The sequence below is a fragment of the Vulgatibacter sp. genome (assembly GCF_041687135.1).
Lineage (GTDB): Bacteria > Myxococcota > Myxococcia > Myxococcales > Vulgatibacteraceae > JAWLCN01.
Genome location: NZ_JAWLCN010000017.1, coordinates 14386 through 40447 on the forward strand (window position 1 = coordinate 14386; position 26062 = coordinate 40447).

Sequence of the window (26062 nt, forward strand, 5' to 3'; positions counted from 1 at the left end):
ATCACACCCGCCTGCCGGCGGAAGTACGAAGAGAAACCGAATTTCGTCGGGCGCGTGGGCGGCCTGGCCGCTATGTTGCCCCGACCTTGGAAGCTCCAAATTTCGTGGTGGAGATCGACCACCTCACCAAGCGCTACGACGGCTTCACCGCCCTCGACGACGCCTCCCTGCAGATCCGGCAGGGCGAGATCTTCGCGCTTCTCGGCCCCAACGGGGCCGGCAAGACGACGATGATCGGATGCGTCGCCGGCCTGGTGGTTCCCACGGGCGGAACGGCCCGGGTCCTTGGCCACGACGTCCAGCGCGATTACCACATCACGCGACGTGCCGTAGGCCTGGTCCCGCAGGAGATCAACTTCGATCCCTTCTTTAATATCGAAGAGATCCTCCGGTTCCAGGCGGGCTACTTCGGCGTGAAGCTCTCCCAGGAGCGGCTCGACGCCCTGCTCCGCGCCATGGATCTCACCCGGAAGCGCACCGCGGGCACCCGGGAGCTCTCGGGCGGCATGAAGCGGCGCCTGCTCATCGCCAAGGCGCTGGTCCACCAGCCGAAGGTCCTCTTCCTCGACGAGCCCACCGCCGGCGTGGACGTGGAGCTCCGGCGCGACCTCTGGAATTACGTCCGGGAGCTGCGGGCCCAGGGAACCACCGTGGTCCTCACCACCCACTATCTCGAGGAGGCGGAGGAGCTCGCCGACCGGATCGGGATGATCGACCGGGGGCAGATCCTCCTCGTCGAGGAGAAGAAGGATCTGCTCCGCCGCTTCGGCGAGAGGACCCTGCGCCTGCTCCTCGGAAAGAGCGTGGGCGAGATCCCCGCCGGGCTGCAGGATCGGAACGCGCGGCTCCTCGAGGGCGGCTGCGTTCTCGAGCTCACCCAGCCGGCGAACGAGGAGCTGGGTCCCGTGCTGGCGCAGGCCCTCGCCGCGGGCCTGCACGTCCGCGACGTCGAGACCCGGAAGACCGCCCTCGAGGAGATCTACGTGCGGCTCCTCGCCGAGCACGAGCGGAGCAGGAAGGTGGCAGGTAGATGATCGCCCTCGGACCGAGGACCCTCTTCGAGAAGGAGGTCCGGCGCTTCCTGCGGGTGCCGGGGCAGACGATCCTCTCGCCGGTGATCACCACGGTGCTCTACCTGGTGGTCTTCGGCTACGCGCTGGGCGGCAGGCTCACCGAGATCCACGGCGTGCCCTACGTGGCCTTCATCGTGCCCGGCCTGATCATGCTCGCCGTGATCTCCAACTCCTTCCTCAACACCTCGTCGTCGATCTTCATCATGAAGATGCAGGGGACGATGGTGGATCTGCTCGTCTCGCCCCTCACCTATTGGCAGATCGTCTGGGCGATGGTGGGGGCCGCTGCGGTGCGGGCGCTGGGCGTGGGTTTCCTCACCTGGCTGGTGGCGATCGTCGCCCAGGGGGAGGTGATGGTGCCCCATCCCTTCTTCGCCCTCGCCTTCCCGATCCTCACCGCGATCGGCTTCGCCGCGAGCGGGCTCTTCACCGGGATCTGGGCGGAGAAATTCGAGCACGTGAACTTCGTGCCGACCTTCGTGGTCACGCCGCTCACCTTCCTCGGCGGCGTCTTCTACGACGTGGAGCGGCTCCCGGGCTTCTTCGCCACGCTCTCGCACCTCAACCCCGTGCTCTATCTCGTCGAGGGGATGCGCTACGGCCTCGTCGGCGCGTCGTCGGTGGATCCGTGGGTGGGGCTCGTCTTCCTCGTCGTCTTCGACCTGGTGGCGGTGGGCGCGTGCCTCTACGTGCTGCGCTCGGGCTGGAAGCTGCGCACCTGACGGGAGCGCCGGTGCCTGGTGCGGCACCGGCGCCCACCTCGATCACTCCGCTTCGACCCGCAGCGCCGCTGCGCCGGCTGCCTTCGGCGGCCGCAGGAAGGAGAGGAGCACGGCGCCGCCGATCAGCGTCGCGATCACGGCGAGCGAAACGCCCACCGGCACCTTGTAGAGATCGACGATCACCATCTTCGTGCCCACGAAGGCGAGCACCAGCGCCAGCGCCGGCTTGAGGTAGTGGAAGCGATCCACGATGCCGGCGAGCAGGAAGTAGAGCGAGCGCAGGCCGAGGATGGCGAAGATGTTCGAGGTGAACACCAGGAAGGGATCCCGGGTCACCGCGAAGATCGCCGGGATGCTGTCCACCGCGAAGACGAGGTCGGTCGCCTCCACCAGCACCAGCACGAGGAGGAGCGGCGTGGCGAGGCGCCTGCCGTTTTCCTTCACGAGGAAGCTGGTGCCCCGGAAGCCTTCGGTGGTGGGGACGAAGCGGCGGAAGAGCCGGGTCACCGGGCTCTTCTCGGGTTCGGGTTTCTCGTCACGGCTGACGAAGAGCTTCACCGCGGTGAAGAGCAGGATGGCGCCGAAGAGGTACATCACCCAGTGGAAGCGGGCGAGGAGCGCGCCGCCCACGAGGATGAAGATCGCGCGCAGCACCAGCGCGCCGAGGATGCCCCAGAAGAGCACCCTGTGCTGGAAGGCGGCGGGCACGGCGAAGGCCGAGAAGATCGCGACGAAGACGAAGAGGTTGTCGACCGAGAGCGCCTTCTCGATCACGTAGCCGGTGGCGAATTCGAGGCCGCGCTCGGCCCCGAAGTAGTGCCAGATGGCGACGTTGAAGAGGACGGCGAAGCCCACCCAGACGCCGCTCCAGATCGCCGCCTCCTTGAGCGAGACCGCGTGGGCCTTGCGGTGGAAGACGCCGAGGTCGAGGGCGAGCATCGCGACCACGAAGGCGATGAAGCCGGACCAGAGCCAGGGATTGCCGATCGTTTCCAACCATCACTCCAGATGCCGGCAGCATTGCCGGCTGGGGCAGAAGGACACCGGGTGTCCGAGAGGTTTCAGGCCGCCTGCCAACCGGTGGTGGCGAGCTGCCGCAGCCGGCGCACGCGCTCCGCGGTGGGCGGGTGGGTGGAGAAGAGGCGCGAGAGCCGCTCGCCGCCGGTGAGCGTTTGCGAAGCAAACGCTCCAGCGGAGCCGAAGGCGGAGCGATCGCGAGAAGGAGCGCCTTTCGCGCGAAGCGCGAGCGAAGAATGCGGGCCGGCGCCTGCCGGACCGAATTCTTCGTACGCTCTGAGCGGATTGACGATGTAGAGGCTCGCCGCAGCGGGCTGCGCCCGATCGGAGGCGATGCCGAACGCCGCGTGCTCGAGGCGCTCCAGCGCCGAGGCGAGGGCCTCGGGATCGCCGCCCAGCCGCGCTGCCTCCTCGTCGGCGAGGTATTCGCGCGAGCGGGAGATCGCGAACTGGATCATCGTGCCGACGAGCGGCGCGACGAACGCCGCAGCCAGCGCCACGAAGGGCGAGGGCGCCTCCTCCTCGTCGCCGCCGCCGAGGAGCGAGAAGGGGAGGAAGTTGCCGATCATCGAGATCGCCGAGGCGGCCACCGCCGCCAGGGTCGAGACGAGGATGTCCCGGTTCTTGATGTGGGCCACCTCGTGGGCGATCACGCCGCGGAGCTCCCGCTCGGAGAGGATCCGGACGATGCCGTCGGTCACCGCCACCACGCCGTGCTTCGGGTTGCGGCCGGTGGCGAAGGCGTTGGGCTGTGCGTCGGCGATGCGCACCAGCCGCGGCATGGGGATGCCCGCTCGCTGCGCCATCTCCTCGACCATCGCGTGGATCCGCGGCGCCTCCTCGCGGGAGAGGGGCTGCGCGCCGTGCATGCGCAGCAGCACCCGGTCGGAGAAGAAATAGGCAGAGACGTTGAGCACCAGGGCGAAGGCGAGGGCCGCGATCGCCCAGCCGGTGCCGAGGAGGGCGCCGCAGCCCACGAGCAGCGCGCCGATGGCGCCGAGGAGGAAGAGGGCCTTGAGCTGGTTCTTCATCAGCCCGCCTTCCTCTCGTCCGCGAGGGGCAGCGTCGCAAGCGACGGGCCGCTGCGCGGGTGGGCGCGCTCGAGGGTGCGGGCGACCGAGTGGCGGAGCCGCGCCGCGGCGCGATCCACCACCGCGTAGGCGTCCTCGCCGATCTCGTCGAGGCGCACCGTGCCGCCCTGGAGCAGGGCCACCTCGACGGAGCAGCTCTTGTCGACACCACCGCGGGGGCCGTTGGTGTCCTGCAGGCGGATCGAGACCCGCGCGATCTGGGGCTGGAACCGGTCGAGGGCAAAGAGGATCCGCCGCTGCGCGTGCTGCGCCAGCGCGGCGCTGGGCTGGAGACGGGTGAAACGGACGTCGATCTGCATCGCTTACCTCCGAGTCGACGAACAGAGAGGTAAGGCCAGATGCTTTCATCCGGCCAATAGATAGTTTGAGGCGGACTCCGAGGTTTTCTCTATGCGTCGGTGGGTGGTGCGAAGAGCTCGCTGCGGGCCCCTTCGGCGATGGCGAGCACCGCCGGGTGTTTGATCCGGCGCTCCGCCGAGATCGCCCAGTAGCGCTCCTGGATCGCGTCGGTGCCGCCGATGGCGCGCACGTCGTATTGCCGCTCCAGCGCCCGCTCGATCACCGCCGGCGCCGCGAAGACGCCGGCGCCTGCCTGGCCGAAGACCTCGAGCAGCGCGCTGTCCTCGAACTCGCCTGCAGGCGCCGGGCGGACCGACTGCTCCTCGAAGTAGCGGTCGAGGGCCCGCCGCAGGCTGGTGTTCTCCGCGGGGAAGAGGAAGGGCGCGCCGTCGAGGGATTGGGGGAAGCGGCGGGCGAGCCTGCGGGCCAGGGCGGGCGCGGCGAAGAAGCGCACCGGGCTCGAGCCGAGCAGGTGGTTGAAGGCGCGGATCTGCACGTGGGGCGAGACCGGCGCGTCGGAGATCACCAGATCGAGCTCGTGCACCGCGAGATCGGCGAGGAGGCGATCGGTCCGATCCTCGGTGCAGACGAGGGAGATCGGCGTCTTCGGCTGGAGCGCCGGCTCGAGGAGGCGGTGGGCCACCAGCTTCGGGACCTGGTCGGCGACGCCGACGCGGAAGCGCACCGGCCTGCCGGTGGGGGCGCCGCGCACCGCCTCGCGCAGCTCCGAGCCCAGCGCGAAGATCTCGTCGGCGTAACGGAAGACGGTGCGGCCCACGTCGGTGGGCACCAGCCGCCTCCCCTCCCTGGCGAAGAGCTTCTCGCCGAGGCTCTCCTCGAGCATCCGGATCTGCGCGCTCACCGTGGGCTGCGCGAGGCGGAGCTTCCTGCTCGCAGCGGTGACCGAGCCCTCGCGGACCACGGTCCAGAAGTAGAAGAGGTGGTGGTAGTTGAGCCATTCCATCGTCACAGGGGCCGGTGCATGCGCAGGGCGAGCTGGCCGCCGTCGTAGCGGCCGTGGTTCTCCTCGCTCACCAGGAAGCCCTCGGTGGCGAAGAGGTGGAGCGCCCGCTCGTTCGAGTCGGCGACGGTGAGCCGGAGCTCCCGCACGTCGAATGAGGTGCGGGCCGTCTGCGCCACCTCCACCGCGTGGCGGAGGAGCCGCCGTCCCATGCCCCTGCCGCGGCAGGCGGGGGAGACCGCGATGGCGAGCAGATCGGCGTAGACCCAGGTCCGTCCGGGATCCCCGAAATAGAAGCCGACCATCACGAAGCCGCAGGGGGCGCGCTCGACCGCCACCCAGGTCGAGACCCCGGGTACCGCGGTCCAGCGGGGCAGCAAATCGCGGTAGTCCCCGAAGGGCGCGAAGGCCTCGGTGGAGAGTTCGCGGACGAAGGTGGTGTCCGCAGCGCTGGCAGGTCGGAAGTGCACGGGCGAATGGAGCGTAAGCCCCGTGTTCTCCCCTCACAAGCGCCGCGCCGCGACGTGGTATGAAGGGCCGGCGGAGGACGGACATGGACAAGGCGATCTCCTGGGCACGGGCCCATCTGAGCGGTGATGCCAACGGTGCTGCGAGCGAGCTCTGCCTCGCCGCGATGGTGGCGGGTGCCTCGGGGGACGGCATCGATGCCGCCGAGCGGGCCTATGTGATCGACACCGCCAGCAAGCTGCCGGGCTTCGATCAGATGCCGACCGATCAGCTCCAGGCGCTCTTCGACCGGGTGGTCGCTGCGCTCGACGGCGCGGATCTCAAGAGCACCCTCCAGAAGCTCTCCGAGGGGGCCAACGCCGAGCAGCGCCGCGCCGCCTATTCGCTGGCCTGCCTCGCCGCCCTCTCCGACGGCGCCGCCACCGACGAGGAACTCGATCTCCTCCTCGAGATCCGCGACGGCGTGGGGCTCACCGACGGCGAGGCCGCCGACGTGGAGGCGACGATTCGCGAGGGCGTCGGCGCCCGCGAGGTCTTCGAGGAGGACGGCGTGGCCTGGCGCCTCGCCACCCCCGAGGTGCAGATGAAGGCGGCGCTCTTCGCGCAGGAGGCCCTCGACCCCACGCCGCTGGCGCCCTATGCGGGCGCCTGCGTCGAGGCGATGGTGCTCGCCGCCGCAGCGGACGGCGGCCTCTCGGCCGCAGAGGCCGACCACATCCACGAGCTGGCGGAGCGGCTCCCGGTCCTCGGCGGCATCGACGGCCACGAGCTCGAGCGCTTCGTCGCCGACGCAGCCGGGCGGATCGCCCGCGAAGGCGCGGAGCGCCGCCTCGAGGCCCTGGCCGGCTGGCTCCCCGAGGAGGCGCGGCGCAGCGCCTTCATTCTGGCGATGGTGGTGGCGCTGGCAGACCACCGCGCCACCAGGGCCGAGATGCACTTTCTCGAGCGAATGCGGGAGACCTTCGGGATCGGCGCCGCGGAGGGCGAGGAGCTCCTCGCCGCGGTACGCGACCAGGTCTACGGCTGAACCTTCGCAAGGGAAGAGAAAAGGCCCGGCCCCGCTCGCGTGGGGACCGGGCCTTTTTCATGCGGCCGGATCAGGCGGGCGGCTCGCGCCCCGGCGGCGACCGCGGCCCCTCGCCCGGCAGGTGGAAGCCGCGCTCCTGCAGCTTGGCCAGCACGTCGGCGGCGCGGACCACACCCAGCGCCTCACCGGTGTCGTGATCGATCACCGGCACCTCGCCCTCGCGCAGCACGCGATCGAAGGACTCGGCGATCTCCTCGTTGGTCTCCACCGCCACGGTGCGAAGCATGTGATCGCGCACCTGCTCGCGGCTCCGTTCCTCCACCGGCACCTTGTAGATCTCGTCGCGGCGGATCACGCCCAGCGTCTTGCCGTCCTCCACCACGACGCCGGAGGTGGCGCCTGCGTCGCGGAGCAGGACCCTGGCGTCCTCGACGCTGGCGTCCACGGCGACGGAGGGGACGGTGTTCTTCATCTCGCCGACGCGGAGGTTGGCGAGGGCGTTCTGCACCTCGGCGTGGAGCTTCTCCTGCGAGGCGCCGGCCCAGACGAAGAAGGCGATGAGCACCAGCCACACCCCGCCGCCGAGGAGGCCGACCAGGCCGAAGACCACCGCCATCGCCTTGCCCACCGTGGCGGCGATCCGGGTGGCGCGGTGCTTGCCCCACCGCCACGCGAGCGCTGCGCGCAGCACCCGGCCGCCGTCCATGGGGAAGGCCGGGAGCAGGTTGAAGATGCCGAGCACGAGGTTCAAGTAGGCGAGCACGAAGAGGGCGAAGGCGACATTGGGGGTGGCGCGGGTCGCCGCGTAGCCGAGGCTGAAGCCGACCGCCAGGAGGATCGAGGTGATCGGCCCGGCGATCGCCATCACCAGCTCGTGCTTCGGCTGCCGCGGCATCTGGGTGATCTGGGAGACGCCGCCCAGCGCCATCAGCACGATCGAGTCGACCCTGCCGCCGTGGCGGATCGCCAGCAGCGTGTGGGCGAGCTCGTGGAGGGTGATCGAGACGAGCAGGCCCGCGGAGGCGATGAGGCCCCAGGCCCAGCCCGGCAGCGCGAGCTGCTCCACGGGTAGACCTGCCGCCTCCGCCACCAGCCCGGTCTGCGCCGCCAGCGCCCAGGTCAGAAAGGGGATGAGCAGCAGCACGGAGAAGTGCAGCCGGATGGGAACCCCGCGGACGCGGAGCACGGTCAGTGCGCCTCGACTGAACATCGTCACCTCACCCCCACAAAATGGGTGCGGCGACGCCTTGCCGCAGGGAGGGATGGCCCGCTCGCCGCCACGTGCTGCAGGCGGGCGAGCAGGTGCATGCTTGTATCTTGTCCACTCGGCCCCGCTGGCGCGGGACCAAGCGGACAAGGGGCGCGCTTCGCGCGCAATTTGCTTCGCGTTGGAGCGCCCCACTGGGCGCTCAGCGCGCCGGGTCGTCCGCAGGGACGCAGACCGGACAGCCGCTCTCACCCAGGGTGAGAATCTCCCCTGCGTTGCAGGTAGGCACGGAGCAGCTCCGCGGGTAGCAGCCCAGGTAGTTGCCACCGCCGCAGCCGCAGTCGCAGGGGTCGGTGCCCGGGCATTCGAAGTCGCATTCGCAGATGCAGTCGTCGGCGAGCGCCGCGCAGCGATCGTCGGCGAAGCAGCCGCAGGCATCGAGGCTGTCGCAGGGGGGCGGCTCCACGCAGACCGGGCAGCCGTCCGGGCCCGGGGCGAGGGTGGAACCCTCGGGGCAGGTGGAGATCGGGCAGGCGGCAGGGGCGCAGCCGAGGTAGGCGCCGCCGCCGCAGCCGCAGAGGCAATCGTCGGAGCAGGCGAACTCGCCGCAGGGGCAGAAGCAGGGCTCCGCCACCACGCGGCAGGCGGGCGTCTCGGCGCAGGCGCAATAGGCGAGGCCGTCGCAGGAGCCGGCGAGGCCGCCGCTTCCACCGCTGCCGCCGGCGCCGCCGCTGCCTGCGGTCCCCGAGATGCCGCCGCCACCGCCGTCGTCGTCCTCGTCGGCCCCGGCGCTGCAGCCCGCTGCAGCGAGGCCGAGGAGCAGCACTGCGATCCAGGTGCGCATGTCGTCCCCTCCACCGCGGAGCATCCCCGATGGCGGCTTCGCCCGCAACGCGTGAAAACGGCGACGGGCGCCGCGGCTCGTGCCGGGCGCCCGTCGAATGGAAGGCTCGCGCTTTTCGGATCAGAAACCGAGGTGCGCGAGGATCTCCTTGATCATCCCGGGGCCCTGCAGCGCGAGGATGATCGCCACGCCCATCAGCGACTCGCCGGCGATGAGGCCCGACGACACCGCGACCGTGTACTTCTCCGCGGTCTTCGGCTTCTGGCGCATCAGGATCCAGGCGCCGAGGGCGCCGAGGAACATCGAGATCGAGTTGAAGGCGGGGATCACGCCGGCGATGCCGAGGCCCGTGGTCGACGGGATCCACTTCCGGTACTTCGGAGCGAACTCCTCGAGCAGCGTGAGCACGATGCCGATGATGCCGCCCACCACGATGCCCATGAGCGCGCCCTGGGGCAGCGCGTCGAGGCCGTCGGCGAGCATCTTCGCCACCGAGGCCCAGACCTGCGCCGCGGGGGCGGGGAGCTCGGCGGAGCCCAGCTTCTCGGGCTTCGCGATGATCGTGTAGACGGGCACGCAGAGCAGGGTGCCGGCGAGAACGCCGAAGAGCTGCGCGATGGTCTGCTTCCGGGGGTTGCCGCCGAGCAGATAGCCCGACTTGAGATCGGTGAGCAGGTCCGCCGAGTGGGACGCGGCGCCTGCGGTCACCGAGGCGGTCATCAGGTTGGTGGTGATGTTCGAGGGGGCGATCACGCCGTAGGTGAGCTGGGTGATCTTGCCCATGGCGCCGATCGGCGTGACGTCGGTCTCGCCGGTGGCGCGGGCGGCGACCACCGAAAGGAGGAAGGTGGCGAGCACCGCGAGGATGCCCATCCACCAGCTCACGTCGAAGAGGTAGTGGCCCATCAGGACGCAGGCGGCGCCGGAGAGGGCCGTGCCCCACACGAACCAGGAGCCGGGCACCTCGATGTGGGCGAGGGGATCGGTGTTGTCGCCCTTCTTGCCGACCACGCCGGCGAGGCCCGAGAAGGCGCGGAGCACCGTCTTCCAGCGCAGGCCGAAGGCGAGGAGGCCGCCGGTCACCATCATCGAGGTGGCGGGCCAGAGGGTCCAGGAGACGAGGCCGCGGTAGCCGGGCTGCACCACGCCGCCGTCGAGGAGCATGGGCCCGATCACGCCGAAGTAGACCACCGCGCCCAGCAGCAGCGACCAGCCCACGCGGATGCCCATGATCGCGCCGGCGGCCACCATGATCAGCGAGCCCTCGACGCCGAAGGTGAGGCGCTCCTCGAGCGCCTTGCCCTTCGCGCCGGGGAAGAGCGGGAAGTGGCCGGGGAGGGCGAGGTTGCCCATGAAGGGCGCGTCGCGCCACAGCGCCACGATGGCGCCGCCCACCGCTGCCCAGAGGAGCGACTTGGCCTTCTGCATCGCCTCGAGGCCGGCGGTGTGCATCGAGCGCAGGGTCTCGGCGGTGGCGGTGCCGGTGGGGAAGGGGAGCTTGTCGATGTTGATGAGCTGCCGCTTGAGCGGCACCGCCATGAAGACGCCGAGGATCGAGACCGCGCCGAGCCAGAGCATCATCTCCCACCAGAGCAGGTTGCGGCCGGTGGTGAGGAGGAGCGCCGGGAAGGCGGAGACCAGGCCCGCGGAGGCCATGTAGCCGGCGGCGCTCGCCGCGGAGGCCATGGTGTTGTTCTCGAGGATGGTGAAGTGGTCCTTCTTGTAGGCGGGGACCACGGCCTCGAGGGCCTTGAAGACGGCGAAGGCGATGATGCAGGCGGTGATGGTGACGCCCAGGCCCCAGCCGGTCTTGAGGCCGACGTAGAGGTTGGAGATCGACATCACGGCGCCGATGAGCATGCCGGTGATGATCGAGCGGGGCGAAAGCTGCTTCACCCTGTCGCCCTGGTAGACGTTCTCCAGCCACTCCCGGGCTTCGCGGTCCTCGGGGCTCTCGCCCTTCGCCACCACCGAGAGCTTCGGCTCTTCCGGGGGGCTGGGCTGCTTGAGGTCCTGGGCGGGATCGAGGCTCATGGGCGTCCTTGCCTGCCCCGGGGCTGGTTCCCGGGGGCCTGGGGTGGGCGGGTGCGATGCACGCGGCGGAAGCGCGCCACGGTACTCCCGGCCCCAATTGGAGGGCAAGAAGCGAGCAGGCAGGGCCCCGCCGCGTTCGGGCCCCGGCGGGTCGGCCCTGCTGTGTGGGGGGTGCTCGCTCGCCTCCCGACAGCGTGCAGAACCTTCCCACATGAGCCTCCGAGCCACTGCAGGCCGGAGCGTGGGAGGAGACGAATGGCGAAGCTCGGAACGGCAATCGTGGCTTTCTTCGCAGCGGTAGCGTTCGCAGGATGCGGCGGGAACGACGAGTCGCGGACCGCCACCCTGGGTGGCGCGGACTGGACCCTCACCATCACCTCGCCCTCGCACGGCGAGATGGTGGCGCCCCGCACCACCGTGGACGTGGCGATCACTGGCAGGGCCGCGGTCCAGGGCGAGACCCCGGCATTCGATCTGGGCTTCTTCGTGGGCGATCAGCTCATCGAACAGAGCCGCGACACCAGCGTGACCCTCGACCTGCCCGCCGGCGGCAACATCCTCCGGGTGAACGGCGTCGACGAGAACGGCGAGATCCTCGAGAACGTGCTCGGTGACGAGATCCTGCTCAACGTCGGCACCGAGCTCGAGCCGAGCGTCACCATCGATATCCCCGAGGACCTGCGCTCCGGCGACAACCTCGGCAGCCCGATCGGCGCCGGCATCGCCATTCCGGGTCTCGACGTCGAGGCGATCGACCTTCCCGATCTGCCCGCCTCCGACGTGGCGCCGCCGGCCCCCGGCCTCTGATCCTGGCCCAAAGACCCTTGCGCGCGGAGGGCGCATCCCGGAGATTGCGCTCCGTGACGCTCCTCCGCGCAGCAGACCTCCGCCTCACCTTCGGCAGCCGCACCATCTTCGACGGGCTCACCGTCACCATCGAAGAGGGCGAGCGCGTCGGCCTCGTCGGCGTCAACGGCTCCGGCAAATCGTCCCTGATGAAGATCCTCGCCGGCGTGCAGGCGCCGGATCGGGGCGAGCTGCAGCTCCAGCGCGGCGCCAACGTGATCTACCTGCCGCAGGAGCCCGTCTTCCCCGAGGGGTCGACGGTGGCCTCCGAGCTCTCGGTGGCCAGGCCCGAGCTCCGCGACGCCCTCGAGGAGCACGAGGCGCTCACGCGGCGGATCGCCGCAGCGCCGGAGGCCGAGCAGGAGAAGCTGCTGGGCAGGCTCGGCCAGCTCTCCGATCGCGTCGAGCACCTGGGCGGCTGGGATACCGAGCACGAGGCGAAGACGCTGCTCGACCGGCTCGGCGTCAAGGATTGGGACCGCCCGGTGGCGGAGCTCTCCGGCGGCCTGCGCAAGCGCGTGGCCATCGCCAAGGCGCTGCTCACCAGGCCGAACATGTTGCTCCTCGACGAACCCACCAACCACCTCGACGCCGACACCGTCGACTGGCTCGAGGACGCCCTCGACGCGCTGCCCGGCGCGCTCCTGCTGGTGACCCACGACCGCTATTTCCTCGACGACCTGGTCGACCGGATCGTCGAGATCGAGCCGGGCAAGGGCGTGACCTCCTATCCCGGCAACTACGCCGCCTACCTCGAGCAGAAGATGGTCGCCCTCGAGCAGGCGGAGCTCTCGCAGCACAAGCGGGAGCGCTGGATCGCGCAGGAGGTGGCCTGGCTCCGCAAGGGCGTCGAGGCCCGCCGCACCAAGAGCAAGTCGCGGATCGAGCGGGCCCAGAAGCTGATGGCCGAGAAGGGCTTCCAGCGGCCGAAGGTGGCGGACCTGCAGGTGGCGGCAGCGCCGCGGCTCGGCGGGATCATCATCGAGGCGGAACACGTCGACCAGGCCTACGGCGATCGAAAGATCCTCTCCGACGTGAACTTCAAGCTGCTCAAGGGCGAGCGCGTCGGCATCGTGGGCCCGAACGGCGTGGGCAAGACCACCTTCCTGCGCACCGTGCTCGGCGAGCTCGAGCCGACGAGCGGGACGGTGGTCATCGGCAAGAACACCAGGATCGCCTATTACGACCAGCAGCGCGACCAGCTCGATCCCGAGCAGACCGTCTACGAGGCGGCGTGGGACGACGACTGGGTGACGCTGGGCGATCAGCAGCGCGTGCCCCTGCGCGACTACCTCGACGATCTGCTCTTTCCGCCGGCGATGCAGCGGATGCAGGTGAAGGCGCTCTCCGGCGGCGAGCGCAACCGGCTGCTGCTGGCGCGGCTCTTCCTCGAGGGCGCCAACGTGCTCGTGCTCGACGAGCCCACCAACGACCTCGACATCGTCACCTTGAACGTGCTCGAGCGCCTGATCATGCAATTCGGCGGCAGCACGCTGCTCGTCACCCACGACCGCTACTTCCTCGACAAGGTCGCCACCGCGATCCTGGCCTTCGAGGGCAACGGCAGGGTCGTGCGCTACGAGGGCAACTTCGAGACCTACAAGGCCCTGAAGGCGCAGGCGGAGAAGGCGCCGGCGGCGCCTGCCGCTGCAGCGAAGCCCGTGGCCCAGGCGATGCCCGCGCAGGGAAAGAGCGAGCAGGCCGGCGAGAAGCCGCGGAAGCTCAGCTACAAGGAGCAGCGCGAGCTCGACGGCATGGAGAAGGCCGTCGACGAGGCGGAGGCGAAGAAGGCCGCGCTGGAGGCGCAGCTCGCCGATCCGGCGGTCTTCTCCAACGCCGCGAAGGTCGCCAGCCTCCAGGCCGAGCTCGAGGCGGCGACCGCCCTCGTCGACCGGCTCTGGACCCGCTGGCAGGAGCTCCAGGAGCTGCAGGCAGCCGCAGGCGGCTGACCGAACGCCGTGCTTCCGTGGCGCGCCGCGGAGCTGCGGCGTCGTGCCCGCGACGCGACGTGCAGCAGGGCATGCAGCCCTCCCGACGTCGACGAAGCGCCGACATCGTCCAATTGCCGCGTCCAGGCACGATGGTCGACGACCCGACCGGGCGGTAGAAACCTGCTCGAAACCGATATATGCTTTTCAAGTGGGTCCTCGGGGGGAGGCACGCCATGGCACGCAAGCCGAAGGAAGGCGAGCAGGGGAAGCTGGCGCTGAAGGAGCGCGGCTGGGGCGGCGCACGCAAGGGCGCCGGCCGCAAGCCGAAGGGCCCGCGACCCATGGGCGACAGGCCCGCGACCCCGCACCTCGCGCGTCCCGCGATCGAACGCCGCCATCCGGTGCACCTCACCCTGCGGCTCATGCCCGAGGTCTGGAACCTGCGCTCGAAGCGCGCCTACCGGGTGCTCGCTGCGGCCTTGCTCGGCGTCCGTGAGATGGGACTGCGGCTGACCCACTACTCGGCGCAGGGCAACCACCTCCACATGATCGCCGAGGTCGAGACGCGCTCGGCGCTCTCCCGCGCGATGCGCTCGCTCTCCATCCGCGCGGCGAAGGGCCTCAACAAGCTGATGGGCCGCAAGGGCCGCGTCTTCGCCGACCGCTACCACCTGGTCGTGCTCAAGACGCCCCGCCAGGTCGCCAACGCGATCCGCTACGTGCTCAGCAACACGCGCAAGCACATGCTCGAGCGCGGCGAGAAGCCCGCTGCCGTCACCTTCGACGCGTACGCCGCGGGACCCGCGGAGCACGTGCCCCGCACGATGCGGCTCCTGCCGAGCGCGCTGGTTCTCGAGCCACGAACGTGGTTGCTCGGGGTGGGATGGAGGCGCGCCGTCCCCACCTAGCACCGCGGGGAGAATGGCGTCGACTGTTCAGGCCAGCTTGAGCTCGACGCCCTCGCGGGCGGCGAAGACCTGCAGCCACGGGGCGCGGCCCGCGGCGCGTTCGCGGCAGGCGGCGATCTTCCGCTCCACGTCGGTGTCGGTCTGCATCGGATCGTGGTGGGTGATCGCGAGCTGCTTGGCGCCGGCGGCGATGGCGAGATCGACGGTGGTGGTGGCGCGGGGGTGGCCCCAGCCGATCTTCTCCGGGTATTCGGCGTCGGTGTACTGGCCGTCGGCGATGAGCAGATCGGCGCCGGAGACGAAGTCGACGAGCGCCTGCGGCAGCACGCGCACCGCGCCGGGGTCGCGGATCGACGCCTCGCGATCGGCGAGGTGGGCGTCGAGCTCGTGGTCGGTGGCGTAGACGACCTTGCGGCCCTGGGTCTCGAAGCTGAAGGCCCAGCTGCCGCCGGGGTGGAGCTGGGAGAGCGCCTTCACCCGCACGCCCTCGATCGTCTTCTGCCCGAGGATCTCCTCGTGGGAGATGGTGGCGGAGAGCTCGCTGAAGTCGACGGGGAAGTAATCGGAGCGCATCTGGCCGGAGAGCAGCTGGAAGATGCGCTGGTCGCCCTCGGCGAAGCCGTAGATGTGGAAGGTGTTGGCGGGCTGGTAGATCGGCGTGAAGAAGGGGAAGCCCTGGATGTGATCCCAGTGCGGATGGCTGAAGAGCAGGTGCCCCTCGATCGGCTTGCCCGCCGAGCGCCGCAGCAGATCGAGCCCGAGCTCCCGCAGCCCGGTGCCGCCGTCGCAGATGAAGAGCGCGTCGCCGGTGCGGATCTCCACGCAGGAGGTGTTGCCGCCGTAGCGGGCGGTGGCGGGACCTGGCGTGGGGATGGAGCCGCGGGTGCCCCAGAACTTCACGAAGAGGGACATCTAGGCTGCACCTGCGTGGAAGACGAAGATCACGTCGCCGAGCTGGAGGAGGTCGCCTTCGCGCAGCACGGCGCTGTGGATCTTCACGCCGTTCAGATAGACGCCGTTGGAGCTGTCGAGATCGGTGCAGGCGTATTCGGTGCCGGCGCGTTCGATCTTCAGGTGGCTGCGGGAGAGCTCGGCGGAGGCGATGCGGATGTCGCCCTCGGTGCGCCCGATCACGATCCGGCTCTCGACGAGGAGATGGCGCTGCGGCGCACCGGGGCCGCGGATCTGCTCGAGGACCGCGGCGCGGCTGTAGCGCTGCAGATCGTCGAGCGGGATGCCGCCCGGTACCGTGTGATCCCACTCGTCGAATGGACCCGACATCGCTTCGCGTTCCTCCGGATCCGCTAGCCTATCGCCCCGGGCTGCGTCGATCCAAGGAGCATCAGTGCAGCTGCCCGGTCCGGTAGGCGAGATCGAGGGCCAGCGCCCGCTCGTCGAGCCTGCGCCTGGCCTCCTGGGGAAGGAGCAGGCAATCGGCCTCGTCCCTGGCCACGAAGGGCAGACCCGCGGGGAAACGCCCGGCGATGGCGGTGCGCAGCGATTCCGAGCCCTCCGCCGCCGACATCCCGCCTGCCAGCGCCGCGAGGAGGAGCAGGTTCGAGGCGGGCGAGCCCCTGGGGTGGGTGAGGTTGTGGCCGCGGAGCTGGAGGAGCCGCACCGCCGCCCGCTGCTGCGAGGGGCGCAGGCGATCCCGCTCGCGCCACAGCGTCCGGACCACACGCTCGTCGACCACGTCGTGGTTCAGGTAGCGCTGCTGCTCGGAGAGGAGCCAGAAGGCCTCGTCGAGGGGATCGGCGTGGAGGGTGCCCATCCGCTCCATCTCGGCGGTGGCGGCGCGGACCAGCACGCGGGTGGCGAAGCCCGCCCGGCGCCACGGCCCCCGGGCCGAGCCGAAGAGCGAGCGCAGCGTCCAGGCGTCGTGCACGAGCTGATCGCGGCGGTCCGCGAGCAGCTCCCCGAGCACCTGGAGCGCCTGCCTGGCCGCAGGGCTGCGATCGTCCGGACCGGGCCCTCCGCGGGGAAGCTCGTACTCTTCCAGAGGCAACATGGCGCCGGTAGGTAGCACAGCCCGCTCCGTTGCGATAGATCAGCGCCCCTATGCACGCGACCCGAGAAGCGACGGAAAAGTTCGTGGACGAGGCGGATCTGGCGGCGGTGGGCTACACCACCCTCGGCAAGACGGGCCTCCAGGTCTCCCGGCTGGGATTCGGCACGTTCCGGGTGGACGATCGCGCGGCGCCCCACAAGGAAGCGCTCGCCACCGCCCTCCAGCACGGCGTGAACCTCATCGACACCTCCGGCAACTACGCCGACGGCCACGCGGAGATCGCGGTGGGCCAGGTGCTCGCCGAGCTCTTCGCCAAGGGGACGATCAGCCGCCAGCAGGTGGTGGTGGCCGGCAAGATCGGCGTCCTCCAGGGCGAGAGCCTCCGCGAGATGCGGGAGCGCGAGGCCGAGGAGAAGCCGGTGCCCGGCGTCGTCCACTTCCAGGACGGCGTGTGGAGCTGCATCCACCCCGCGTGGATCGAGGAGCAGATCGGCGCGTCGCTGCAGCGCCTGCAGCTCGACGGCCTCGACATCGTCCTCCTCCACAACCCCGAGATATTCCTCGCCGACGCGCAGACCAACCGCCGCGGCGTCTCGATCGAGCAGGTCCGCGAGCAGTTCTACGGCCGGATCGAGCGGGCCTTCGAGCAGCTCGAGAAGGAGTGCAAGGCCGGCCGCATCGGCTGGTACGGCATCTCCTCCAACACCCTCGCCGCCCCCGCCGCGGAGCCGCAGGCGATCGATCTGCAGCGCCTCGTGCAGGCGGCGAAGGCGGCGGCCCGGAAGGTGGGCGCCGCCGACGACCACTTCGCCGTGGTCGAGGTCCCCCTGAACCTCTACGAGAACCGCCCCGCCACCCTCGCCCTCGGCGACCAGGGCACCTTCCTCGCCCAGGCAGAGATGGCCGGCCTCGCCGTCCTCACCAACCGCCCGCTCAACGCGATCCTCGGGCCCAACCGCCTGCTCCGCCTCGCCGAGCCGCCGCAGATGCCCAACGCGCCGAAGCTCGCCGACGCCGCTGCCGAGGTGCAGGCGATCGAGGCGGTCTTCGCCCAGGACTTCGCCCCCAAGATCAAGGTGCAGGGCGGCCCGCCGCCCACCGAGATCTTCCGCTGGGGCACCGAGCTCGCCGACGCGCCCGCCAAGCTCACCGGCATCGAGCATTGGATGGCGATGCAGGCCCAGGTGATCGGGCCGCAGGTGCAGACGCTGCTGGGCCAGCTCGGCCAGGGCTTCAAGAACGACGCCTCCTTCCAGGCGTGGGCCAAGCGCTACGTCGAGTCGCTCAACAAGCTCCTCGCAGCGGTGAGCGGCGCGCTGGTGGAGAAGCTCGGCGCGGAGGCGGCGCAGCTCAAGAGCCGCCTCGCGGGCCAGGTGCCGGAGCGCTGGCAGGGCGCCTCGCTCTCGCGCCAGGCGCTGGGCACGCTGCTCTCGACCGGCGGCGTGACCACCGTGCTGGTGGGCATGCGCAACAAGAAGTACGTCGAGGATGCCCTCGGCGCCGTGGCGCTCGAGCCGATCGCTCCCGCCACGATCACCCAGGTCTACGAGGCGTTCGCGCGCCAGGGGGCCTGAAGCCCCTGAAGGCGCGCTCATCCCCATGAGCGATCTTCTCGAAAGCATCGCGGCAGACCGGGGCCGCATCGCCGATCTGGTTGCCGACGGCCGCCTCGATCAGGCGGCCTACCGGAGCCGGCACCTGGCGGATCGCAACGCGGCGGACGCCCGCTGCGCCACCGATGCAGCCCTCGTCGAGTGGCTGCGCGACAGCGATCTGCCCCGGGATCGGCCCGCCGCCTGGCGTGATGCCTTCCGGGAGGGGAACGTCCGCGGCAAGGAGGGCTCCGCGCCGATCCTCGCCGCGGTGCGCCGCTACCTGGCCCGGGGCCTGGTCAAGGCTTCGGACGCAGCGGAGGGGCGCGGCGGCTTCCTCGAAGGGGAGCCCGTCGGCGTCTATCTGCTCGAGGCCGGGCTGGTGGACGAGGCTGCAGCCTCGCTCTTCGCCAGCCTCGCCCGGGCGCCCACCTCCGGCCGCGCCGCGCTGCTCCTCGGCAACGCCCTGCGCCGTCTCGAGCGCGTGGAGGAGGCGCGCGACGCCTTCCGCCGCGCGCTGCGGGTGGCGCCCTTCGAGATCCTCCTCGCCGAGATCGAGGACGAGGAGGTGCGGGGGCTCGCCGACCTCGGCGACGAGCTGGAGCTGCCCGGCGACGTGCGGGCCTGGGTGCCGGTGATCGGCTTCCTCGAGGACGTGCTCCCGCTCTCGGCCCTCGATCCGGTGCCGGGCGCCGGCTTCGGCGACGCCACCCGCGTCTACGATCTGCTCATCGCCCACAAGGGCGCCCGCAGCCACGGCGAGCGCACCGCGATCCGCCGGGACTTGAAGCAGCTGGTGCCGCAGCTCTTCGACGCGCTCCTCGCCGCCCGCAAGCTCGACGCGGTGCCGACGCCCACCGGCAACGCCTGAACGGCGTTCAGCCGAAGATCGCCACCGCCGTCTCGTAGGTCCCCACGTGGCCTTCGAGGGTGAGGGAGATCGGCCTGGCGTAGCCGCCGCCCATGGTGAGCACCACCGGCAGCCCCTTCGCCCGGGCCGTCTCCAGCACGTAGCGATCCCGCGCCCGCAAGCCCGCCAAGGTGAGCGAGAGGCGCCCGAGGCTGTCCTCCGCCAGGGCGTCGACGCCGGCCTGGTAGAAGAGCAGATCCGGCAGCGCCCGATCGATCACCTGCGGCAGGTGGTGACGCAGCGCCTCCAGGTATTCGTCGTCGCCGACGCCGTCGGCGAGCCCCACGTCGAGGTGCGAGCGCTGCTTGCGGAAGGGGAAGTTCTTCTCGCCGTGTATCGAGAAGGTGAAGACCGTCTCGTCGTCTGCGAAGATCGCCGCGGTGCCGTTCCCCTGGTGCACGTCGAGATCGATCACCGCCGCCCGGCCGATCGCGCCCGCGCGCTGCACCACCCGCGCCGCCACCGCGATGTCGTTGAAGACGCAGTAGCCCTCGCCATGATCGGCGAAGGCGTGGTGGGTGCCGCCGGCGAGGTTGCCGGAGATCCCCCGCTCGAGCGCCTCGCGGGTGGCGGCGAGGGTGCCGCCCACGGAGGCCCGGGAGCGCAGCACCAGCTCCTCGCTCCAGGGCAGGCCGATCCGCCGCTGCGCCGCGGCGTCGAGGCCGCCGCCGAAGACCTGCTCGAGATAGTCGCCGGTGTGGACGAGGCCGAGCTCGTCCCGGTGGGCCAGGGGCGCCTCGCAGAGCTGCGCGGGCATGAGCACCTCGCGCTCGAGCAGCAGCTGCCGGAGCATCCGGTACTTCTCCATCGGGAAGCGATGCCCGGGCGGCAGCGGGACCGTGTAGCGATCCGAATGGAAGGCCCGCACCTTAGAAGACGATCTCGCCCACCAGCGCGTCCACCAGCTCGCCGAGCTTCTCGATCCCCTCGGCCTTGGAGAGCCAGCCGTCGGCGCCGGCCTCGGTGGCGAGGCGCTGCAGCTCGGACTCGGGCTTGGAGCTGAAGAGGATCACCGGGATCCCCTCGGTGGCGAGGTCGCGCTTGAGACGCTGCACCAGCTCGGCGCCGGTCATCTCCGGCATCACGTGATCGGTGAGCACGAGGTCGGGACGGAAATGCTCGAGCCGCTGGTGGAACTCCGCGAGGTTCAGGGCGGTCGCCACCTCGTAGCCGCGCTCCTCGAGGACGAAGCGTCCCATCTCGAGGCTGATCTCCGAGTCGTCGAGAACGAGCACGCGCCTGGCCTGATCCATCGCAACCACCTCACTCAAAGCGCCTGCAGCGCACTCTCCGCAGCACGGGCGAAGGGACCGTCGTCTTCGGGCAGGTCCGGGTAGAACCCGAGAAACCGGCGCCGCTGCCGACCCTCCCGCGAGGTGCGCACCGCGTTGCGGTAGGCACGACGCGCCCCCTCGAGATCGCCCGCCCGCTCCCGGCACCTGCCGAGGAACCAATGGCCCAGCGCCAGCTCGGGCTCGAGGAAGAGCGCCCGCGAGAACTCCTCCGCTGCCCGCTGCCAATCTCCCTGCGCATGGAGGTGGATGCCGAAGAGCAGGTGCACCTCCGCCCGCAGCGGCTCCATCTCCAGGGCCGCTTCGTAACACGCACGTGCCTCCGCCGGAAGCCGGAGGAGCACGAGGAGGTTGGCGAGGGTGAGGCGGGCGCCGAGATCCTCGGGGACCTTCTCCACCCGCTCCTCGAGGGCGCGGCGCGCCTCCTCGAAGCGCCCCGCCTCGATCCCCACCGCGATCTCCCGCAGGGTCGGCGGGCCCGGGGGCGGCGTCTCCCTCGCCGGGCTCGGCGCCAGCACCGGCGGCTCGTCCGGGGACGGCGCCGCGGCAGCACCACCGGCGGCGCCCCGCCGCGCTGCTCCGTGGGGCTTGCGGTAGAAGAAGGCCCCGGCCCGCTCCACCAGCTCGAAGCCGTCGTAGACCCGGAAGAGCGACTCGGAATAGCCGAGGAAGAGGAAGCCGCCGGGCTTCAAGGCCCGGTGGAAACGATCGAGGACCTGCATCGTGGTCGGCAGGTCGAAATAGATGAGGACGTTCCTGCAGAAGATCACGTCCCAGCTCCCGGCGCGGGGCTGCGGGTAGCGATCGTCGGCGAGGTTCTGCACCTCGAAGGAGGGCGCTGCCCGCCGCAGCGCCGGGCGGACCTGGGCGACGCCGTCCTCCACCCGGAAATGGCGCTCGATCCGGTCGGCCGAGAGTCCTTCGAGACGGGCGAGGGGATAGCGCCCCGCAGCGGCGAAGGCCACCGCCGCCGGGTTCACGTCGGTGCCGAGGAGCTCCAGCTCCGGCGGCTCCGCACCCGCTTCGAGGGCGGCGATCGCGATGGAGTGGATCTCCTCGCCGGTGGCGCATCCCGCCGACCAGATCGAGAGGCGCCGTCCTGCGGCGCGGCCCGCGGCGAGCCAGTCGGGGAGCAGCTCCGAGAGCGCCGCGAATTGCCGATCGTCCCGGAAGAAGGAGGTCTTGCCCACCGTGACCAGGGGCAGGAGGCGGCGCAGCTCCTCTTCGCTCTGCGCCAGCGCGCCGAGCCATTCGTCGATGTGGGCGGTGGGCGCGCCGGCGCCGAGGCGCGCCGAGACCGCGAGGCGCAGGTTGCCCCAGGCGTCCGGCCGCACGTGCAGTCCCACCTTTTCGTGGAGCAGCCCTGCGAGCTGCTGCAGCTGCCGCGTCTCGAGTCCCCTCATCCGCCCACCTCCGCCAACGCCGCCGCGATCCCGTCCAGGGGCAGGACCTGCTCCACCGCACCGGCGGCGATCGCCGCCCGCGGCATGCCGAAGACCGCGCAGGTCGCCTCGTCCTGCGCGATGGTGCTGCCCCCTGCGTCGCGCAGCGCCTTGAGGCCCAGCGCGCCGTCGTCGCCCATGCCGGTGAGGACCACCCCGCAGGCCCTGGCGCCGAAGCTCTTCGCCACCGAATGGAAGAAGGGCGTCGCCGAGGGCCGGAAGCCGTGCTGCGGCGGCCCGTCGTCGAGGTGCACCGCCTCCCGGCTCACGGTGAGGTGCTTGCCCGCGGGCGCCACCAAGACCGTGCCGGCGACGAGGGGCTCGCCGTCCTCCGCCTCGCGGACCTCGCGGCGCCCTTCGTGGGAGAGCCAGCGGGTGAGGCCCGCGGTGAAGCCCTCGGCCATGTGCTGCACCACCACGACCGGAAGCGGGTAGGGCACGGGCAGCGCCTTGAGCAGCTGCCCCAGCGCCCGCGGTCCGCCGAGGGAGGCGGCGATCGCCACCAGCGCCACCGGCTGCCGCTGCAGCGCAACCGCCACGTTGCGATCCCGCTTGCCGCGCACGTGCCGGATCACCGGGGTGCCGGCGAGGAGCCGCAGCCGCTCGGCGAGGCGCGCGCCGAAGTCGCGCTGCTCCTGCGTGGCCGGCTTGGGGAGGAGGTCGAGCGCCCCGAGGGAGAGGGCGCGGAAGGCGTTGGGCTCGACGGACTCCGCGGTGAGAACGAGGATCGGCGTGGGGCGCAGCGCCATGATGCTCGCGATCCCGTCGAATCCGTCGGAGCGGGGCATCTGCAGATCCATCGTGATCACGTCGGGGGCGAGCTCGATGGTGCGCGCGGTCGCCTCCTCGCCGCTGGCGGCGGTGCCCACCACGGTGACGCCCGGCTGCCGCGCCAGGGCGTCGCAGATCCAGGCGCGGATCAGCGGCGAGTCGTCCACCACCAGGACGCGGATGGTCTTCAGCCCGGGCTGCCGCACAGCCGCTCCACCATGCGGGCGAGGCCCGCAGCGTCCAGCTCCTGCTTGCCGAGATAGCCGTCGGCGCCTGCCTCGAGGCCCCGCCGCTTGTCGTGCTGCGTCGCCAGCGAGGAGAGGATGAGCACCGGGATCCTGCGCAGCGTCTCGGATCCCTTCACCCGCCGGGTGAGCTCGATGCCGTCCATCACCGGCATCTGTACGTCGGTGACGAGCAGGTCGTAGGCGGCGCCCTCCAGCTTGCGCAGCCCCTCTTCGCCGTCCGCCGCCTCGTCCACCTCGTGGCCGAGGCCGCGCAGCAGCGCCGCCTCCGCCTCGCGGGCGATGAGGGAGTCGTCGACGAGGAGGATCCGGCGGCGGCTGCGGCTCTTCTGCGCCGGCAGGCCGGTGCGCCCCTTCGCCGCCGCGAGCAGATCCGCGGTGCTGAGCAGGAGCGCGACCCTGCCGTCCTCGAGGGAGGCGGCGCCCGAGACGAAGCGGCGTCCCTGGAGGAAGGCGCCCGGCGCCTTCACCGCCACCTCGCGCTCGCCGCGGAAGCCGTCGACCACCAGGGCGAGGCCGTGGTCGCCGTGGTGGACGAAGGCCACCGCAGGGCGGCGCTCGGCGGGACCGCCGTTCAGGCCGAGGAGCGGACCCGCGGCGACCACGGGCACGAGGCGGTCGCGGTGGCGGACCACCCGGACGCCTGCGACCTCGCTCACGTCGGACGGCTCGAGACGACCCACCGCCTGCACGTCGGCTGCGGGCAGGCCGTAGACGTCGTCGTCGATCCGCACCAGCAGCACCTTCACCAGCGAGAGCGACTGGGGCAGGCGCAGGGTGAAGCGGGTGCCCACGCCCGGCGTCGACTCGACCGAGACGGCGCCGCCCAGCGAGACCACCCGGCGGCGGACCACGTCGAGGCCGACGCCGCGGCCCGAGGTCTCGCCGGCGGAGGCGCGGGTGGAGAAGCCCGGGGCGAAGATGAGCTCGAGCGCCGCCTTGTCGGAGAGGGCCGCCGCTGCTGCTGCGTCGAGGACGCCGCGCTTCACCGCGGTGGCCCGGATCTTCTCGGCGTCGATGCCGGCGCCGTCGTCCTCGAGCACGACCTGGAGCCGGTCGCCGTCGGGGAGGGCGCTGATCCGCAGCTGCCCCGCTGCAGGCTTGCCTGCGGCGGCGCGCTTCTCCGGCAACTCGATGGCGTGGTCGATGGTGTTGCGGAGCAGGTGGACGAGGGGATCCTGCAGCGAGGGGAGGATCGCCTTGTCGATGCCGGTGTCCGCGCCGGTGATCGAGACCTCGATCGCCTTGCCCTGCTCCGCCGCGAGGGAGGCGGCGGTGGCGGGGAGATCGGCGAAGAGCTCGCCCAGCGGGATGAGCCGCGCTTCGGCGACCCGCTCGGCGAGGGTGCCGAGCAGCTGGCGCACGCCGCCCACCGATTCGGCGTGGTGGTGGAAGAAGCGGAAGGCCTGGGTGCGGAGGCGGTGGACGTCGTCCTCCACCACCGCGGTCAGATCGCGCAGCCCCGCGGCGTCGGCGCGCTCGGCGATGCGCAGCAGCCGCTCCGACACCGCGTTCCAGCCCTCGAGGAGCTCCTTGAGCTCCCGGGTGCGGGCGCCGGCGCGGGCGCCTTCGACCAGCGTGTCGCCGGCGAGCCCGGCGATCTCGTCGAGGGCGTCGAGATCGACGCGGATCGAGACCGGCGCCATCGCCACCGCCTGCTGCTGTGGCGCCTGCTGCCGCTGCGCCAGAGCGGGCTCCGCCTCGTTCACCGGCGGCGCTTCCGCCGGGCCTGCGAGGAAGGCCTGCAGCTCGGCGAGGAGCGAGTGGGAGGAGGGCCCGCCCTCCGGCGGCTCCTCGAGGAGCAGCGGGATCGACTCGCACGCACGGCGCATGCTCTCCAGCCGCTCGCCGTGGAGGCCGGCGCCGAGGAGATCCTCCGCGGCGTGGACGATCTTCGAGATCCCCATGAAGCCCATCATCCGGGCTTCACCCTTCAGCGTGTGCAGCTCGCGCGAGAGCTCCTCCAGCACGTCCGGCCCCGCACCGTCGAAACGGTGCAGCGCGGACGAGAGGCGCTCGGCCCTGTCGCGGGCCACCTCCCGGAATCGCCCGAGGAGCTTCTGGCGGATCGCTTCCGCGCTCATGGGACTCTCTTACTGGACGTGAAAGCGCTTCACGAGGGCGGAGAGCCGCTCGGCGAGGCGCGCCAGACCGGCTGCTGCGTGGGAGGACTGGCGCGCACCTTCCTGCGCCTGGCGGGTGGCGATCTCCACCTCGGCCATCGACTGCACCACCTGCTCGGTGGCGGTGCGCTGCTGCTGGGTGGCGAGGTGGATCACCCGGGCGGCGTCGTTGGTCTCCTGCACGCCGGCGACGATCTCCTGCACGCTGGTCATCGCCGCCTGGCCCTGCCGGTTGCCGTCGTCGGCGGCGCTGCGGTTCTTGTGGCTCGCCTCGATGGCGCTCTCGGTGGCCTCGCGGATCTCGCCGATCAGCCCCTTGATCTCCTTGGTGGAGACGAGGACGTTCTCCGCGAGCCTGCGCATCTCCGCGGCGACGATGGAGAAGCCGCGGCCCGCCTCCCCCGCCTTGGCGCCTTCGAGGGCCGCGTTGAGGGCGAGCAGATCGGAGCGATCGGCGATGTCGTCGATCACCTCGACCACGCTGCCGATCCGCTCGACCCGCCGCGCCAGCCGGCTCATCGCGTCGTGGACCACCACCGCGTTGTCGGTGATCCGCTGCACGCTCTCGAGGAGCCCGCGGATCGAGCCCTCGCCGCTCTGCGCGGAGCCCAGGGTCTGCTCCGCCACCGAGGCCACCGTGCGCGCGTTCTCCGCGATCTGGTGGGAGGCGCCCTTGAGCTCCTCCATGGTGGCGGTGGTCTCGTGGATCGCCGAGGCGTGCTCGGCCATCGAGCTCTCCTGCTGCGTCGCCGCAGCGAGCACCTCGGAGGAGCTCGCCGAGATCTGCAGCGAGGCCTCGCGCATCTCGAGGGTGAAGGCACGCAGGGTCGAGAGGAGCTGCTCGAGGCCGTTCACCAGCGGGGCGAGCGCCGGATCCGGATCCTGGATCCCCGTGGTCCCGGAGAGCTGCCCCTGCGCCACCACCCGCTCCACCGCCTCGAGGGCGTCGCCGACGCCGTGGCGGAGGCTGCGGTTGCGCTCGCGCGCGGTCTGCAGCTCCTGCGTGGCGTGATCGGCCACCGCGTTGGTCATCTCGGCGAGGCGCCTGAGCTTGGGATCCTCGATCGAGGCGAGGTCGACCCGCGCCTCGTACCTGCCGGTGGCGAGCGCCTCGAGCACCGCCTCGATCCTGCCGGTGTCGTCGACGGCTGCCTTGCGCACCGCACGCTTCCGCGTGGTCCCCGTTCCCCGTACTTCGTTCCGCGCCATCG

At 71.2% G+C, this 26062-nt stretch carries 25 protein-coding genes; 8 read left to right on the top strand and 17 right to left on the bottom strand.

Annotated features, from left to right (window positions below):
* Nucleotides 1–86: 86 nt before the first annotated feature.
* Nucleotides 87–1034 carry an ABC transporter ATP-binding protein gene (locus tag ACESMR_RS23325; protein ID WP_373049539.1) on the top strand — a complete coding sequence of 316 codons (948 nt, stop codon included), beginning with the start codon at nt 87–89 and terminating at the stop codon, nt 1032–1034.
* Nucleotides 1031–1795, top strand: coding sequence for an ABC transporter permease (locus tag ACESMR_RS23330; protein WP_373049540.1), 765 nt, complete (start codon nt 1031–1033; stop codon nt 1793–1795). Before ACESMR_RS23325 ends, ACESMR_RS23330 begins: the two co-directional genes overlap by 4 nt.
* 42 nt (nt 1796–1837) lie before the next feature.
* Here ACESMR_RS23330 and ACESMR_RS23335 read toward each other — a convergent pair whose 3' ends face one another.
* The 5 genes from ACESMR_RS23335 to ACESMR_RS23355 form a co-directional block, all read right to left on the bottom strand.
* Nucleotides 1838–2791: a TerC family protein gene (locus ACESMR_RS23335; RefSeq protein WP_373049541.1), complete on the bottom strand. Its 954-nt coding sequence runs from the start codon at nt 2789–2791 to the stop codon at nt 1838–1840.
* A 65-nt stretch (nt 2792–2856) separates the two neighbouring features.
* Nucleotides 2857–3843 carry a M48 family metalloprotease gene (locus tag ACESMR_RS23340; protein ID WP_373049542.1) on the bottom strand — a complete coding sequence of 329 codons (987 nt, stop codon included), beginning with the start codon at nt 3841–3843 and terminating at the stop codon, nt 2857–2859.
* Nucleotides 3843–4202, bottom strand: a complete 360-nt coding sequence (locus ACESMR_RS23345) for an HPF/RaiA family ribosome-associated protein (protein ID WP_373049543.1) — start codon at nt 4200–4202, stop codon at nt 3843–3845. The genes ACESMR_RS23340 and ACESMR_RS23345 overlap by 1 nt, the downstream gene beginning before the upstream one ends.
* 89 nt (nt 4203–4291) lie before the next feature.
* Nucleotides 4292–5206 (bottom strand): transcriptional activator NhaR, encoded by a 915-nt coding sequence (gene nhaR, locus ACESMR_RS23350; RefSeq protein WP_373049544.1) that lies wholly within the window; start codon nt 5204–5206, stop codon nt 4292–4294.
* Between the two features lie 2 nt (nt 5207–5208).
* Nucleotides 5209–5673, bottom strand: coding sequence for a GNAT family N-acetyltransferase (locus tag ACESMR_RS23355; RefSeq protein WP_373049545.1), 465 nt, complete (start codon nt 5671–5673; stop codon nt 5209–5211).
* A gap of 83 nt (nt 5674–5756) precedes the next feature.
* Between ACESMR_RS23355 and ACESMR_RS23360 the strand changes: the two genes are divergently transcribed.
* Nucleotides 5757–6698 carry a tellurite resistance TerB family protein gene (locus ACESMR_RS23360; RefSeq protein ID WP_373049546.1) on the top strand — a complete coding sequence of 314 codons (942 nt, stop codon included), beginning with the start codon at nt 5757–5759 and terminating at the stop codon, nt 6696–6698.
* Nucleotides 6699–6768: 70 nt separating this feature from the next.
* On the opposite strand, the gene ACESMR_RS23365 is transcribed toward ACESMR_RS23360, so the two are convergent.
* From ACESMR_RS23365 to ACESMR_RS23375, 3 genes are all read right to left on the bottom strand, one after another.
* Nucleotides 6769–7884 carry a M50 family metallopeptidase gene (locus ACESMR_RS23365; RefSeq protein ID WP_373049547.1) on the bottom strand — a complete coding sequence of 372 codons (1116 nt, stop codon included), beginning with the start codon at nt 7882–7884 and terminating at the stop codon, nt 6769–6771.
* Between the two features lie 223 nt (nt 7885–8107).
* Nucleotides 8108–8749 (bottom strand): hypothetical protein, encoded by a 642-nt coding sequence (locus ACESMR_RS23370; RefSeq protein ID WP_373049548.1) that lies wholly within the window; start codon nt 8747–8749, stop codon nt 8108–8110.
* Between the two features lie 120 nt (nt 8750–8869).
* Nucleotides 8870–10783 carry an OPT family oligopeptide transporter gene (locus ACESMR_RS23375; protein WP_373049549.1) on the bottom strand — a complete coding sequence of 638 codons (1914 nt, stop codon included), beginning with the start codon at nt 10781–10783 and terminating at the stop codon, nt 8870–8872.
* Between the two features lie 255 nt (nt 10784–11038).
* On the opposite strand from ACESMR_RS23375, the gene ACESMR_RS23380 reads away from it, so the two are divergent.
* From ACESMR_RS23380 to ACESMR_RS23390, 3 genes are all read left to right on the top strand, one after another.
* Nucleotides 11039–11590 carry a hypothetical protein gene (locus tag ACESMR_RS23380; protein ID WP_373049550.1) on the top strand — a complete coding sequence of 184 codons (552 nt, stop codon included), beginning with the start codon at nt 11039–11041 and terminating at the stop codon, nt 11588–11590.
* A 53-nt stretch (nt 11591–11643) separates the two neighbouring features.
* Nucleotides 11644–13578, top strand: a complete 1935-nt coding sequence (locus tag ACESMR_RS23385; protein WP_373049551.1) for an ABC-F family ATP-binding cassette domain-containing protein — start codon at nt 11644–11646, stop codon at nt 13576–13578.
* A 215-nt stretch (nt 13579–13793) separates the two neighbouring features.
* On the top strand, nt 13794–14468 hold the full coding sequence (locus ACESMR_RS23390; protein WP_373049552.1) for a hypothetical protein: 675 nt from the start codon (nt 13794–13796) through the stop codon (nt 14466–14468).
* Between the two features lie 27 nt (nt 14469–14495).
* On the opposite strand, the gene ACESMR_RS23395 is transcribed toward ACESMR_RS23390, so the two are convergent.
* The 3 genes from ACESMR_RS23395 to ACESMR_RS23405 all read right to left on the bottom strand — a co-directional run bounded on the left by ACESMR_RS23395 (nt 14496) and on the right by ACESMR_RS23405 (nt 16476).
* A complete protein-coding gene (locus tag ACESMR_RS23395) occupies nt 14496–15380 on the bottom strand; it encodes an MBL fold metallo-hydrolase (RefSeq protein WP_373049553.1) in 885 nt (294 codons plus the stop codon).
* Complete coding sequence (locus ACESMR_RS23400; protein ID WP_373049554.1) at nt 15381–15749, bottom strand: FHA domain-containing protein; 369 nt, start codon at nt 15747–15749, stop codon at nt 15381–15383.
* Nucleotides 15750–15810: 61 nt separating this feature from the next.
* Nucleotides 15811–16476: a hypothetical protein gene (locus tag ACESMR_RS23405; protein WP_373049555.1), complete on the bottom strand. Its 666-nt coding sequence runs from the start codon at nt 16474–16476 to the stop codon at nt 15811–15813.
* Between the two features lie 83 nt (nt 16477–16559).
* On the opposite strand from ACESMR_RS23405, the gene ACESMR_RS23410 reads away from it, so the two are divergent.
* Both ACESMR_RS23410 and ACESMR_RS23415 read left to right on the top strand, forming a co-directional pair.
* Entirely contained in the window at nt 16560–18050 is a 1491-nt protein-coding gene (locus ACESMR_RS23410) for an aldo/keto reductase (RefSeq protein ID WP_373049556.1), read from the top strand.
* Nucleotides 18051–18075: 25 nt separating this feature from the next.
* The gene (locus tag ACESMR_RS23415) at nt 18076–18939 is read left to right on the top strand and encodes a hypothetical protein (RefSeq protein ID WP_373049557.1); all 864 of its coding nucleotides are present in this window, start codon (nt 18076–18078) and stop codon (nt 18937–18939) included.
* 7 nt (nt 18940–18946) lie between these two features.
* On the opposite strand, the gene ACESMR_RS23420 is transcribed toward ACESMR_RS23415, so the two are convergent.
* From ACESMR_RS23420 to ACESMR_RS23445, 6 genes are all read right to left on the bottom strand, one after another.
* A complete protein-coding gene (locus ACESMR_RS23420; RefSeq protein ID WP_373049558.1) occupies nt 18947–19786 on the bottom strand; it encodes a histone deacetylase in 840 nt (279 codons plus the stop codon).
* A gap of 61 nt (nt 19787–19847) precedes the next feature.
* Nucleotides 19848–20231, bottom strand: coding sequence for a response regulator (locus ACESMR_RS23425; protein WP_373049559.1), 384 nt, complete (start codon nt 20229–20231; stop codon nt 19848–19850).
* Between the two features lie 14 nt (nt 20232–20245).
* Nucleotides 20246–21673: a CheR family methyltransferase gene (locus ACESMR_RS23430; protein ID WP_373049560.1), complete on the bottom strand. Its 1428-nt coding sequence runs from the start codon at nt 21671–21673 to the stop codon at nt 20246–20248.
* On the bottom strand, nt 21670–22689 hold the full coding sequence (cheB, locus tag ACESMR_RS23435) for a chemotaxis-specific protein-glutamate methyltransferase CheB (RefSeq protein WP_373049561.1): 1020 nt from the start codon (nt 22687–22689) through the stop codon (nt 21670–21672). Before cheB ends, ACESMR_RS23430 begins: the two co-directional genes overlap by 4 nt.
* The gene (locus ACESMR_RS23440; protein WP_373049562.1) at nt 22671–24812 is read right to left on the bottom strand and encodes a response regulator; all 2142 of its coding nucleotides are present in this window, start codon (nt 24810–24812) and stop codon (nt 22671–22673) included. Before ACESMR_RS23440 ends, cheB begins: the two co-directional genes overlap by 19 nt.
* Nucleotides 24813–24821: 9 nt before the next feature.
* Nucleotides 24822–26060, bottom strand: a complete 1239-nt coding sequence (locus tag ACESMR_RS23445; protein ID WP_373049563.1) for a methyl-accepting chemotaxis protein — start codon at nt 26058–26060, stop codon at nt 24822–24824.
* Nucleotides 26061–26062: the final 2 nt, after the last annotated feature.